This window comes from Mesorhizobium sp. P2_E7 (assembly GCF_056403855.1).
On the sequence record NZ_JBFUER010000002.1, the window covers coordinates 128,291 to 141,577 of the forward strand.

A 13,287-nucleotide genomic window follows, 5' to 3' on the forward strand; every position below is an offset into this window, starting at 1 on the left:
CCAAATGGCCAGAGATTCCATCCGCTTTCCGCCGTGGCTTGTGGACCTTCGCCGCGCGGGCTTTTATTAACAAAGCGTTAACTGCAAATTGCCCGCCTTGTAGGTTCGCCAAGAGGTTTCACCGAAAGGGTCCGCCAAGCGCATGCCTTCCGAGAACTACTCTTTCCTCGATGTCGCCGTGCTGGACGCAGTCCGCCAGCGCTTTGCCGCCGGCGACGCGATCGCGATCCTGTCGGCCGACCTCGAACAGGTGATCTGGGCCAACGGGCCGGGCGCGGCGGTGTTCGGCTATCCCGATATCGAAGCCATCATTGGCGCCTCGGCACAGCTGCCGCTGATCGCCAGGCGGCAGATCATGGCGACCGCCGGCTTCCCCAGGATCGGCAGCGACCGCGCCATCACGGTGCGGCTGGCGACCGGCATGACCAGCCGCGCCGTCGGCTTTCTGGCCAGCGCGGTGACCATGCCTGACGGCGAAAGCGCTATCATGCTGGCGGTTCCGGCAGCGCAGACCGATTCACGCAGTGCTGCCGACATTGCGGCCCGCGCTATCAGCGGCTTTAACGAAGACGGCCATTTCATCGCCTTTGTCGACGCCGCCGGCACCGTCGAGGCGGCTTCAGATGGTTTTGCCGCGCTCGCCATCCGGCCCGAGACGCTGGCGGCGCTTGTCGCCGACGTGGCGAGCCAGGACGACCGCATCGTCAAGCGGCTGGTCCCCGGCAGCACGACGTCCTATCCGGCGGGCTTTGCCCGACTGACCGATGCCAGGCATCTGCTGGTGGTCATCGACGAGGACCAGCTCGGGGAAGAAAATCCTGTCGGTGAGCTGGATACCGAACCTGTCGCAGCGCAGCAGGGTGCGGGCCCGACGCAAGCCGCCCCAGAGGACGCGGCAGCTGTAACGGCGGATGCGGTGGCTGACCAAGCCGCAGCAAGCACCGATCAGGGCGCACTGCTCGCGGTCGCGCCTGATGTCGCCGAGGCCGCTCCGACTGAGCATGAGGCTTCGGCGTCAGCCGATACAAAAGTAGACGATCGCGAGCAGACGACCGGCCGCGAGCAGGCCGCCAACGACAGTGCGCCTGCGCAACATGATCATTGGTACTTCCATGCCGGCGAAGAACCGCGGGCGAGCGAGCCGGACAGCCCTGCGCAAGCCGAGCCGGAATCGGTCGCCCCGGCCGTGAACCCGCAGCCGGACAGTCCTGTTGCCACCTCTCCCACCCTGCCCTCCAACGAAACCCCACCGGCTGCGCCATCCGCCGCCCGCGAGATCGACCGCACGGCGGCGCCGCTGCGTTTTGTCTGGCGCACCGATGCCGAGGGCAAATTCAGCGCGCTCTCGCCGGAGTTCGCCGACATCGTCGGCAAGCCCGCCGCCGATGTGATCGGCCGCCGCTTCAAGGATGTTGCGACAATTTTCGGCCTCGATGCTTCGGGCGAGATAGCCGGCCTGCTCGAACGCCGCGACACCTGGTCGGGCCGCTCGGTGCTGTGGCCGGTTGCCGGCTCCGACCTGAAGATACCGGTAGATCTGGCCGCACTGCCCGTCTATGGCCGCAGCCGCGCCTTCGAAGGGTTCCGCGGCTTCGGTGTCGCCCGCGCCAGCGATGCGGTGGTCGATCCGGAAGCGATCGGCATGGCGCTGATCCCCAATGGCGTGCCACCGTCAGCAGCCGAGCCAGCCCCGGAAGAGGCTGTGGCGGAAGTTCCCAAGGCGGCCGATCCGTTCGAGGGCGAAGTGCCGGCGCTGACCATCGTGCCGAAGCAGGAACGGCGTTTCGCCGACAAGGTCATCCGGCTGGCCGAGCATAGGCAGCCCGCCAACGACAAGGGCCTGTCGACGCTGGAACGCAGCGCTTTCCGTGAAATCGGCGAGCGGCTGAAGAAGGACAATCCTCCGCCGGAGCAGCCGGAGACTGCTAAGCAGGCCGAACCGGTCATCAAGGATCAGGCAACGCCTGGCCAGACCGAGCCGGACCAGGCCAAGCCAGATCAGCCCAAGCCGGATCATGTCGAGGCGGACCAGGCTGAAACGGCCGCGCAAGCCCAACAACCCGCCGAAGCCTCCACTCTGGACGAGGCCGTCCCGGTTGCCGCGGTGAACCCATCGGCGGCCGACAGCGAAACCGCTGAGGCCGAGCCGCCGGAAAGCGATGCCGAGGACGAAAAGGATCTGGCGCGGCTCGACGGCGCGCAGCCGGGCGATGTTACTGCGGACAGCCAAGCAAGCGAGGCGAAGGCGCCGATAGTCTCACGCTCGCTGCTCGACTATGTCGATCCCGAACCAGGCTCCGTCAGCGGAGAAAGCACCGAAGCGACGTCTTCCAACAACGAACCGGCGCCGGCTTCCGAGCCGGATGAGACCAGCGCACAAGAGATCGTCGAGAGCGCGGAGCCGCAGCCGGCTGTTGCCGAGACGCCGGCCGATGCCGGTGAAGACGACAGCATGACGTCCGCCGATTTCCGCGATGCCGAGGACAATGAGGACTGGGCCCCGGCAGGGTCGGCCGTACAAGACGGGGACAGGGCCGGCGATGCGGACACCGCGCCGGTAGAACCGCCGCGCCTGAAAGTGCCGCCGCTCAAACTTGACGGGTTTGTGCCTTCGGCATTTTCGGCCAGAGATGAACACAAGGCGCCGGATACGTCGATCCTCGGCAAATTGCCGGTGCCGCTGCTCATCCATTCCGGCGACGAGCTTCACTACGCCAACGACGAATTCCTCGGCCTCACCGGTTATGACACGCTCGAGGATTTGAGCGATGCCGGCGGCCTCGGCGCGCTGTTTGCCGACCCCTACTCCGAGGCGGTTGATGAAAGCGACCACGCTCTGCGGCTGAAGACGCGGGAAGGCCAGGAATTTCCGATCGAGGCCATTTTGCGTTCGGTGCCGTGGCGCGCGGGCAAGGCACTCATGCTGGTGGTGCGGCGCACCGGCGAGGACGAGGCGCCGGTGGCTGCGCATGTCGCGACCGAAGAGCAGACGCAGCCCGACGTGCCCGAGCTCAAATCGCGCATTGCCGAAATGCGCACCATCATCGACACCGCCACCGATGGCGTGGTGCTGATCGGCCGCGACGGCGACATCCGCTCGATCAGCCGGCCGGCCGAAGCGCTGTTCGGCTTTGACAGCGACGAGGTGACCGGCAAGCCGTTCGCCTCGCTGTTTGCCATCGAAAGCCAGCGCGCGGCGCGCGACTATCTCAACGGTCTGTCCGAACCCGGCGTGGCGAGCGTCATGAACGATGGTCGCGAGGTGATCGGGCGCGAGGCGCAGGGGCGCTTCATCCCGCTGTTCATGACCATCGGCCGGCTGCCCAACGACAGCGGCTTTTGCGCCGTGGTGCGCGACATCACGCAGTGGAAGCGGGCCGAGGAGGATCTGACCCAGGCGCGCGCCGTGGCCGAGCGTGCCTCCTCGCAGAAGACCGATTTTCTCGCCCGCATCAGCCACGAAATCCGCACGCCGCTCAACGCCATTATCGGCTTTTCCGAGCTGATGGTGGATGAGAAGTTTGGCCCGGTGGCCAATGACCGTTATCGCGACTATCTCAGAGACATCAACCGCTCGGGCAATCACGTGCTCGATCTCGTCAACGATCTGCTCGACATCTCGAAGATCGAGGCCGGGCAGCAGGAGATGGATTACGAAGCGGTATCGCTCAACGACACGCTGGGCGAGACCGTGGCGATGATGCAGCCGCAGGCCAATCGCGAGCGCGTCATCATCCGCTCCAGCTTCGCCTCGCGGCTGCCGGAAGTGGTCGCCGACCTTAGAAGCGTGCGCCAGATCGCGCTCAACATCCTGTCCAACGCCATTCGCTATACGCAGGCCGGCGGCCAGGTGATCGTTTCGACGGCCTACGAAACTTCCGGCGACGTCGTCATGCGGGTACGCGACACCGGCATCGGCATGAGCCATGCCGAGATCGAGCAGGCGCTGAAGCCGTTCAAGCAGATCAATGCGCTGAAGCGCGGACGCGGCGACGGCACCGGCCTAGGCCTGCCGCTGACCAAGGCGATGGTGGAAGCCAACCGCGCCCGCTTCACCATCACCTCGACGCCGGGCGAAGGCACGCTGGTCGAGGTCGCCTTCCCGTCGACGCGTGTACTCGCCGAGTAAAGCCGCTCCATCTTGAACCGGCACAAAGAAAAGGCGTCCAACAGGACGCCTTAATGGAATTTTGCTGTCACAACGGGGCTTGAGCGAATCTGATCCTCAGGGGACGAGGAACGGGATTTCTCCCTCAAGTTACGTGCGACTATCGACGCCGGGCCTTAACAACTCCTTACCGGCGGCCCAGAAAATTTACGAATGTGTACCACTCGTGAAATCTAGGTAAATTCGGCGGATACGTTTGGTTAACCATAGTGGGGCTCACGCGCCTTCGTCATCCTCGGGGCGATCGCCCGGAGTTCGTCATCCACGGGCGGAGCGACGCGAAGCGGAGCGCAGACCCGAGGATCCATTCCGTGACCTTGGCCGTCGAGCGCAGCGGAGCAGAATTCTGGACCGCCGCAGCGCCTTGATGTCACGGAATGGATTCTATGGTCTGCGCCGCGTCGCTGCGCTCCTTGCTCCGCCATAGAATGACGAAGGGAGAGATGCGTCGGCTAATACGGACGTTGGAACGGCTGGCTGCGGCGACAGGCCAGCGCCTACTCCGCCAGTTGCGGCAGATTCCTGAACAGCTCCAGCGCCTCGGGGTTGGCCAGCGCCTCCTTGTTCTTGATGGCGCGGCCGTGCACGACGTCGCGCACCGCAAGCTCGGTGATCTTGCCGGATTTGGTGCGCGGAATGTCTGAGACGGCAACTATTTTTGCCGGCACGTGGCGCGGGCTGGCGCCGGTGCGGATTTTCGCCCGGATGCGCTTTTCCAGATCCTCGTCCAGCGTCACCCCTGCAGCCAGCCGCACGAACAGCACGACCCGCACGTCATTGTCGAAATCCTGGCCGATGCACAGCGCTTCCAGGATTTCCGGCATCTGCTCGACCTGGTTGTAGATCTCCGCCGTGCCGATGCGCACGCCGCCCGGATTGAGCGTCGCATCGGAGCGGCCGTGGATGATCATGCCGCCATGCGCCGTCCATTCGGCGAAGTCGCCATGGCACCAGACATTGTCGAAGCGCTCGAAATAGGCCGCCTGGTATTTCTTGCCCTCAGGGTCGTTCCAGAAGCTGATCGGCATCGACGGAAACGCTTTTGTGCAGACCAGTTCGCCCTTTTCCTGGCGGATGGGCTTGCCGCCATCATCCCAGACATCGACGGCAAGGCCGAGGCCAGGGCCCTGGATCTCGCCGGTCCAGACAGCTTGCGTCGGCACCCCGAGCACGAAGCAGGAGACGATGTCGGTGCCGCCGGAGACCGAGGCCAGGTGCACGTCCTGCTTGATGCCGTCATAGACGAAGCGAAAGTCCTCCGGCGACAGCGGCGAGCCCGTCGAGGAGATCGCCCGTACGCTCGACAGATCGTGGCTGCGGATCGGCTTGAGACCGGCCTTGCGCACGGAATCGATGAATTTGGCCGAAGTGCCGAAGAAGGTCATCTTCTCGGCCTCGGCGAAGCTGAACAGCACATTGCCGTCGGGGTAGAAGGGCGACCCGTCATAGAGCAGCAGTGTCGCGCCTGATGCCAGGCCCGACACCAGCCAGTTCCACATCATCCAGCCGCAGGTGGTGAAGTAGAAGAAGCGGTCGCCATCGACCAACCCGGCATGCAGCCGGTGTTCCTTCACATGCTGGACCAGCGTGCCACCGGCCGAATGGACGATGCATTTGGGAATGCCAGTCGTTCCCGACGAAAACAGGATGTAGAGCGGATGCGCAAACGGCAGCGGCTCGAACGTGACGGACTTTGCCGCGAAAGGCGACAATGCCTCTTCGAGCGCCACGGCCTTGTCGATAATCCCTGCGATATCGCGCGACGTACCGAGATAGTCGACGATCAGCACCTTGCCGACGGTTTCGAGCTTCGTGGCAACGGCAGCAATCTTGTCGGCGACTTCGATCGCCTTGCCATTGTACCAGTAACCGTCCGGCGCGATGAAGACGACGGGTTCGATCTGGCCGAAACGGTCAAGCACGCCCCGTTCGCCGAAATCGGGGGAACAGGACGACCAGACCGCACCGATCGAAGCGGCGGCCAGCATGGCAGCGACGGTCTCCGGCATGTTGGGCATCATCGCGGCGATGCGGTCGCCCTTTTTCACCTTGAGCGACAGGAAAAGCTGCTGGAAGCGCGAGGTCAGCTGGTGCAGTTCGGTCCACGACAACCGCCGCTCGATCTTGTCCTCGCCGCGAAAGACGATTGCGTCAGCAGAACCGGTCTTTTTCAGCAGGTTCTCGGCGAAATTGAGCGTCGCGTCGGGGAAGAAAGCGGCGCCGGGCATCTTGTCGCCGTCGGCCAGCAGGCGCTGACCCTTGTCGCCGACGATGCCGCAAAAATCCCACAGCAGGCTCCAGAAACCTTCGCGATCCTCGACCGACCAGCGGTGAAGGTCGGCATAGGAGGCGAACGATGTGCCGGTTTTTGCTGCCGCCGCCTTCATGAAAGCGGTCAGCGGCGCCGCATCGATCCGGTCTTGCGTCGGGGTCCACAGCGGTGCTTCGGCAGCCATGATCGATCCTCCTTGAAGCCCGTCGCGTCGCAAGACTGATATGCTTTTGTCTCTATGCATGTCGTTGTCGCGGAACTGCTGCACACTTCCGGCGACATGCATTAGCCCCAGCTTTGCAGGCGCCGCTGTCTCAAAAACGCCGCGCCTCGTAGCAAGCTGAAGCTGCATCGCTTATGCCTATCGCCACGCAGCAGAGCAAGATTTTGTTCAGCTAAACTCGGCCAGCTGTGCGCAATTGCCATCGCCGGGCCATAAAGACTTGAAATGCGTCAGCGCTGGGTTACACCCGTCGGGCGATTTTTTATCGGAATGAAAGCATACGGGGCTATATGCCATCACCTCTGATCCGGCGCGGAATATGGGCGATCGGCGTTGCCGTGCTCGTCATCGCGCTGGTCGTCGCCGCTCTGCCGCTGATTGCGTCGACCCGGATCGTGCGCGACCGCATCGCCTGGGAGATGAGCGCGTGGAGCGGTTTCAGGGTCACCATTGAGGGTTCGCCGCGCATCGAGGTGTGGCCGACGTTCCGCGCCATACTGAGCGACGTCACGCTGTCGCAGTGGACCGAGACCGACGCACCGCCGGTGATCGAGGCCGAACGGGTCGAGGTCGACCTCTCGGCCATGGCGGCGCTGCAGGGCGATGTGGTGTTTTCGACGGCGCGGCTGGTGCGGCCGACGATCCGGGTTCAGCGCACCGCGAACGGCATGTTCCTGCCCGCCGTACCCACGGGAGGCCGCATCACGCGTTCGATCGACACGGCGCGCGGCGTGGTCAGCGCGGATCCGTCCAAGCCTGATCTGAGCAAGCTGCCGACCGATCCCTTCGGTACGGTGGAGTTCAGGGACGGCCGCATGGTTGCCTCCATCGGCGGCAAGGACGTGGAATTGCTGACCAGCCTCAGCGGCCAGGCGAACTGGGCGGCGATGAACAGCAATGCGACCTTGTCGGCGACCGGCATCTGGCGCGGCGAAAGCGTCACCGTCGAGGCGTCCTCGGCCAAGCCGCTGGTGTTGTTTGCAGGCGGTGCTGCGCCGGTCACCTTTTCGTTCAAGGCGGCCCCGGCCAGCTTCTCGTTCGACGGCACGGCCGGCATGTCGCAAAACGCCTATTTCGACGGCCAGGTGAAGTTCGCCGCACCGTCGATGCGGCGCGTGCTGGAATGGTCGCAGGCCGGCATTGCACCGGGCGCCGCAATCGGCTCGGTGTCGATTTCGAGCAAGATCACGGCGACGGCCGGCCGGGTTAAATTCGAAAACACCGCGGTCGCGCTCGACAACAACCCGGGAATGGGGGCGCTGGACTTCTCGTTCGGCGACGCCTTGCCGGTGATTTCCGGCACGCTGGCCTTCGATACGCTCGACCTCAGGTCGCTGTTCTCGGCCTTCACGCCGCTGGCGCCCACGGGTGAAACGGGGCCTGGGGAAATCGACACCAGCTTTGCCGACCGCGTCAATCTCGATCTCAGACTGTCGGCCGCGCATGCCTCGGCCGGCGCGGTCCAGCTTGCCGACGTCGCCGCCACCGCGCAGGTCAAGAACGGGCTTGCCGTCTTCGATATCTCCGATGCCTCGGCCTTTGGTGGCAACGTCCAGTCGAGCCTGCGCTTCGACCGCAAGCCCGAGGGCACGCAAGTCGAAATCCGGCTGCTCGCCTCAGATATTGACGGCGGCGCCTTTGGCAGCGCGGCCGGAATGACACGGCTGGTGCCGGCCAGCACCGGCACGGTCTCGGTCATCCTCAAAGGACCGGGCAAATCCTGGGACTCGATCTTCGAGAACGCCGACGGCTCGGTCTCGGCGACGTTCGGGCCGGGCGCGCTGAGCGGGCTCAATTTGCCGGCGTTTCTGAAGCACACCGAACAGGGCGGCTTCTTTGCCCTCGACGACGTCTCGAACGGGACGTTGCCGATCGACGGCGCCGAGCTCAAAGCCACCATCTCGAAGGGCGTGGCGCGGTTGGACAAGGCCGAGGCCAATTCGGCGAAATACAAGATCTGGCTGTCCGGCATCGCGTCCTATGGCGGACGCGGGCTGGCGCTGTCGGGCGGTGTTACGCAGGCAGACCCTGCGGCAGCGCCCGCCAATGGTCAGCAAGGCCCCAACAACCAGTCGTCCTTCTTCGTCGGTGGCACCTGGAGCACACCGTTCATCTCGCCGATCAGCCGCGGCGTTTCAGGCGAATAAGCGGATCAGGCAAATAGGCGGGCCTCTCGGAAAGCAGGGCAATCGCATATGCCATTTTCTGAGATGTTTGCCCGGCACCTGCCCCCACCCTTAATCCCTCCCCACAAGGGGGAGGGAGACCCTGTTTGCGCTCATCTCGGCAGATTACTGGGGTCTGGCATGCAAGGGCGCAGATAGAAGGGCGCGGCAGCTTTCCTCCCCCTTGTGGGGAGGGATTAAGGGTGGGGGTACGTGCCGGGCAACCCCGGCAAGTTTCACCCGCGCTGCGCGGCCTGTTCGTCGAGCTGACGCTGCACCTCACGCCGCTTGTTGGCGATCGAGGCTATGATGACACCGACCGCAACGACTGCGATCAGGATGGTACAAGCGGCGTTGATTTCCGGCGTCACGCCGAGACGCACCTGGCTGTAGATCTTCATCGGCAGCGTGGTGGCGCCGGGGCCGGAGGTGAAGGAGGCGATCACCAGATCGTCGAGCGACAGCGTGAAGGCCAGCATCCAGCCGGAGACGATTGCCGGTAGAATGACCGGCAGCGTGATCTGGAAGAATGTCTTCACCGGCGTTGCGCCGAGATCCATCGCGGCCTCTTCCAGCGACCGGTCGAACGAGACCAGACGCGACTGCACGACGACAGCGACGAAGCACATGGTCAAAGTTATGTGGGCAAGCGTGACGGTGAGGAAACCGCGGTCGAGACCGACGGCGACGAAAAGCAGAAGCAGCGACAGGCCGGTGATGACTTCCGGCATGACCAGCGGCGCGAACACCATGCCGGAAAACAGGATGCGGCCCCTGAAGCGGGTGTAGCGGGTCAAGGTCAGCGCCGCCAGCGTGCCGAGCACGGTTGCCACCGTGGCGGAGATGACAGCCACACGCGCGGTCACCCAGGTGGCGTCCATCAGGCCCTGGTTGTGGAATAGCGAGGCATACCATTTGGTCGAGAAGCCGCCCCAGACGGTGACCAGCTTGGACTCGTTGAAGGAGAAGATGACGAGCAACACGATCGGCAGATAGAGGAAGGCAAAGCCAAGCACGACCGAAGTGACGTTGAAGCGGCTCCAGGTGGTGTTCATTTGTCCTGCTCCTGGGCGCGCGCCTGGGCTCGCTGGAAGAACATGATCGGTACGATCAGCAGCAACAGCAGGATCACCGCCACCGCCGACGATACCGGCCAGTCGCGGTTGCTGTTGAATTCGTTCCACAGCGTCTTGCCGATCATCAGCGTCTGCGATCCGCCGAGCAGGTCAGGAATAACGAACTCGCCGACCGCCGGAATGAACACGAGCAGGCAGCCGGCGATGACGCCCGGCAGCGACAGCGGAAAGGTGATCTTCCAGAAGGCGGCAGTTGGCGGGCAGCCGAGATCCTTGGCCGCCTCGATCAGCGAATAGTCCATCTTTTCCAGCGACGAGTAGAGCGGCAGCACCATGAACGGCAGGTAGGAATAGACGATGCCGATGAAGATCGCATAGTAGGTGTTGAGGATTATCAGGCGCTCGTCGATGATGCCGGTGGCGAGCAGCACCTGGTTGAGCAGGCCTTCGGGTTTGAGGATACCGATCCAGGCGTAGACGCGGATCAGGAACGACGTCCAGAACGGCAGGATCACCAGCATCATCAAGGTCGGGCGGATCGTCGCCGGCGCACGCGCCATGCCGTAGGCGATCGGGTAGCCGACGAGCAAGGTCAGGACGGTCGAGATGGCAGCGATGATGACGCTGGTCACATAGGCTTTGAAGTAGAGCGCATCCTGCGCCAGCAAGGTATAGTTGTCGAAGTTGAGATCGCGGAAGCCGGCGAAGAAACCGGAAATGCCGTCCTTGAAGTCGAGCACCGGCGTGTAGGGCGGCATGGCAATCGCCGTCTGCGACAGCGAAATCTTGAAGACGATGATGAACGGGATGAGGAAGAAGAACAGCAGCCAGAGATAGGGCACGATGATGACGAGCCGGCTGACGAAGCCGCTGGCGAGCCGTGTCAGGAACGGTTTGGCCTCGGTCGAGGGGCCGGCGTCGGTGATGGCGATGTTGGACATGGCCGCCCCCTACCGCGTCAGCACGACGCCGGCATCCGGCCGGAACGAGACCCAGGCGCGGTCGTTCCAGGTCAGCGGATCCTCGGTGACGCGCGCCGCGTTGAGCGCGCTTGCCCTGATGATCTGCCCGTCATCCAGCCTGATGTGGTAGACGGTCATGTCGCCGAGATAGGCGACGTCGTAGACTTCGCCCTCAAGCGCATTGACGGCGTCCGCCGGCTTTTTTGACGTTACCTTGATCTTCTCCGGCCTGATGGCGAAGACGATGTCGGAACCGGCCTTTGTATCGGTGCTGTTTTCGACGACGATCTGAGCCCCTGTCGCGCCGGTGATGCGTGTGGTGTTGGCCGCCCGCTCGGCGACCTTGCCTTCGAACATGTTCACGTTGCCGACGAAGTGGGCGACGAAGCGCGACGTCGGGGCTTCATAGACTTCCGCCGGTGTTGCCACCTGCATGACCTCGCCCTTGTCCATGATGGCGATGCGATCGGCCATGGTCATGGCCTCTTCCTGGTCGTGGGTAACAACGACGAAGGTCAGGCCGAGCTCCTGCTGCAGGTCCATCAACTCGAACTGCGTTTCCTCGCGCAGCTTCTTGTCGAGCGCGCCGAGCGGCTCGTCGAGCAGCAGCACCTTCGGCCGCTTGGCAACCGAACGGGCGAGCGCGACACGCTGGCGCTGGCCGCCGGACAATTGGTGCGGCTTGCGCTTGGCGAACTGCTCGAGCTTGACCAGCTTCAGCATCTCGGTGACGCGTTTTTCGATTTCGGGCGCCGGCATGCCTTCCTGCTTGAGACCGAAGGCAATGTTCTTTTCCACCGTCATATGCGGAAACAGCGCATAGGACTGGAACATCATGTTGACCGGACGGCGATAGGGCGGGATGCCGCGCAAATCCTGACCGTCGAGAAGGAGGCGGCCGGCGGTCGGCTCCTCGAAGCCGGCGAGCATCCGCAGCAGCGTCGACTTTCCGCAGCCGGACGCGCCGAGCAGGGCGAAGAACTCGCGCTCGAAAATGGTCAGCGACAGATTGTTGACGGCGGTGAAGTCACCGAACTTCTTGGTGACGTTGTCGAATTGGATGTATGGCTTGGCGTTCGGGTCGTTCCATGGCGCGAAATCCCTGCGGATGCTGCCAAGCGATTTCATGTCCCACTCCGTCCTGTTTTTTTGCTTTTTGCCCCAGAGAAGAATGGTCCCGGCAGGTGACGGCCGGGACCATGTCGCATTGCTTACTGGCCGGTGACGATCTTGGTCCAGCTGCGCGTGATCAGGCGCTGGGTCTTGGGATCGTAAGGCTGGACCGTATAGAGCTTCTTCAAGGTCTCGGCATCCGGATAGACCGCCGGATCGTCCAGCAGCGCCTTGTCGACGAACTGCTGCGAGGCCTTGTTGCCGTTGGCGTACAAGACATAGTTGGACGACTTTGCGATCACTTCCGGCTTCATCATGTAATTGAGGAACTCGAGCGCCTCGGCGACATGCGGCGCATCGGCAGGGATCGCCATCTGGTCAAACCACATCTGCGCGCCTTCCTTGGGCACGGAATAGCCGATCTCGACGCCCTGCTTGGCTTCCACGGCGCGGTTGCGCGCCTGGAAGACGTCACCCGACCAGCCGACCGCCAGGCAGATATCGCCATTGGCGAGCGCGTTGATGTATTCGGACGAATGGAATTTGCGGATATACGGCCGCACCTTCAGCAACGTCTCCTCGGCCTTGGCGATGTCGTCGGGCGAGGTGCTGTTGGGATCGAGGCCGAGATATTTCATTGCCGCCGGGATGATGTCGGCCGGAGAATCCAGCACGTAGACGCCGCAGTCCTTCAGCTTGGCCAGGCTGTCGGGATTGAAGAACACATCCCAGCTGTCGATCTTGTCGGTGCCGAGTGCTGCCTGCACCTTCTTGATATTGTAGCCGATGCCGACGGTGCCCCACATGTAGTTGATCGAGTATTCATTGCCCGGATCGTATTTGGCGGTCCGTTCCAGAACGGTGTCCCACATGTTGGAAATGTTCGGCAGCTTCGACTTGTCGAGCTTCTGGAACACACCGGCCTGGATCTGGCGCGCCAGGAAGTTGCCGCTGGGCACGACGACGTCATAGCCGCTGCCGCCGGCAAGAAGCTTGGTCTCAAGGATCTCGTTGGAATCGAAGGTGTCATAGACGACCTTGATGCCGGTTTCCTTGGTGAAGTCCTCGATGATCGAGCTGTCGATATAATCCGACCAGTTGAAGACGTTGACGACGCGGTCCTCGGCATGGCCGCCGACGGTGAAAAGCGTCAGAAATGCCGAGGTTGCCGAAAGCCAGAGCGCTTTGCGGATCATGCTGTTCTCCTTTGATGAGTGTTCCTTCGCCAATTCGTCGCAGTTTCAGCGCGATTGGGCATTTGCTTCAGAGTATTGAGCTTTCCGGGCAGCCACAAGCGCCAACTGCCGG

General features: G+C 63.2%; 7 protein-coding genes. 2 read left to right on the plus strand and 5 right to left on the minus strand.

The genetic code is table 11. The features are described 5' to 3' along the window. The first annotated feature begins 142 nt into the window (after positions 1-142). Complete coding sequence (locus AC1DYC_RS17745; RefSeq protein ID WP_477408562.1) at positions 143-4,129, plus strand: PAS domain S-box protein; 3,987 nt, start codon at positions 143-145, stop codon at positions 4,127-4,129. Positions 4,130-4,665: 536 nt separating this feature from the next. On the opposite strand, the gene AC1DYC_RS17750 is transcribed toward AC1DYC_RS17745, so the two are convergent. Then, positions 4,666-6,624 (minus strand): acetoacetate--CoA ligase, encoded by a 1,959-nt coding sequence (locus AC1DYC_RS17750; protein WP_477408564.1) that lies wholly within the window; start codon positions 6,622-6,624, stop codon positions 4,666-4,668. 329 nt (positions 6,625-6,953) lie between these two features. Between AC1DYC_RS17750 and AC1DYC_RS17755 the strand changes: the two genes are divergently transcribed. Continuing rightward, positions 6,954-8,810, plus strand: coding sequence for an AsmA family protein (locus AC1DYC_RS17755; RefSeq protein WP_477408566.1), 1,857 nt, complete (start codon positions 6,954-6,956; stop codon positions 8,808-8,810). A 254-nt stretch (positions 8,811-9,064) separates the two neighbouring features. Here AC1DYC_RS17755 and AC1DYC_RS17760 read toward each other — a convergent pair whose 3' ends face one another. The 4 genes from AC1DYC_RS17760 to AC1DYC_RS17775 all read right to left on the minus strand — a co-directional run bounded on the left by AC1DYC_RS17760 (position 9,065) and on the right by AC1DYC_RS17775 (position 13,175). Continuing rightward, positions 9,065-9,883: an ABC transporter permease gene (locus AC1DYC_RS17760; RefSeq protein ID WP_477408568.1), complete on the minus strand. Its 819-nt coding sequence runs from the start codon at positions 9,881-9,883 to the stop codon at positions 9,065-9,067. Beyond that, a complete protein-coding gene (locus AC1DYC_RS17765) occupies positions 9,880-10,845 on the minus strand; it encodes an ABC transporter permease subunit (protein ID WP_477408570.1) in 966 nt (321 codons plus the stop codon). The genes AC1DYC_RS17760 and AC1DYC_RS17765 overlap by 4 nt, the downstream gene beginning before the upstream one ends. Before the next feature lie 9 nt (positions 10,846-10,854). Further along, a complete protein-coding gene (locus tag AC1DYC_RS17770; protein WP_477408572.1) occupies positions 10,855-11,994 on the minus strand; it encodes an ABC transporter ATP-binding protein in 1,140 nt (379 codons plus the stop codon). 83 nt (positions 11,995-12,077) lie between these two features. After that, the gene (locus AC1DYC_RS17775) at positions 12,078-13,175 is read right to left on the minus strand and encodes a polyamine ABC transporter substrate-binding protein (protein ID WP_477408574.1); all 1,098 of its coding nucleotides are present in this window, start codon (positions 13,173-13,175) and stop codon (positions 12,078-12,080) included. Positions 13,176-13,287 lie beyond the last annotated feature (112 nt).

Bases quoted from the DNA above. Each gene is read 5' to 3' on its own strand.
- AC1DYC_RS17745 (WP_477408562.1), top strand. From the start codon at position 143: ATGCCTTCCGAGAACTACTCTTTCCTCGATGTCGCCGTGCTGGACGCA.
- AC1DYC_RS17750 (WP_477408564.1), bottom strand. From the start codon at position 6,624: ATGGCTGCCGAAGCACCGCTGTGGACCCCGACGCAAGACCGGATCGAT.
- AC1DYC_RS17755 (WP_477408566.1), top strand. From the start codon at position 6,954: ATGCCATCACCTCTGATCCGGCGCGGAATATGGGCGATCGGCGTTGCC.
- AC1DYC_RS17760 (WP_477408568.1), bottom strand. From the start codon at position 9,883: ATGAACACCACCTGGAGCCGCTTCAACGTCACTTCGGTCGTGCTTGGC.
- AC1DYC_RS17765 (WP_477408570.1), bottom strand. From the start codon at position 10,845: ATGTCCAACATCGCCATCACCGACGCCGGCCCCTCGACCGAGGCCAAA.
- AC1DYC_RS17770 (WP_477408572.1), bottom strand. From the start codon at position 11,994: ATGAAATCGCTTGGCAGCATCCGCAGGGATTTCGCGCCATGGAACGAC.
- AC1DYC_RS17775 (WP_477408574.1), bottom strand. From the start codon at position 13,175: ATGATCCGCAAAGCGCTCTGGCTTTCGGCAACCTCGGCATTTCTGACG.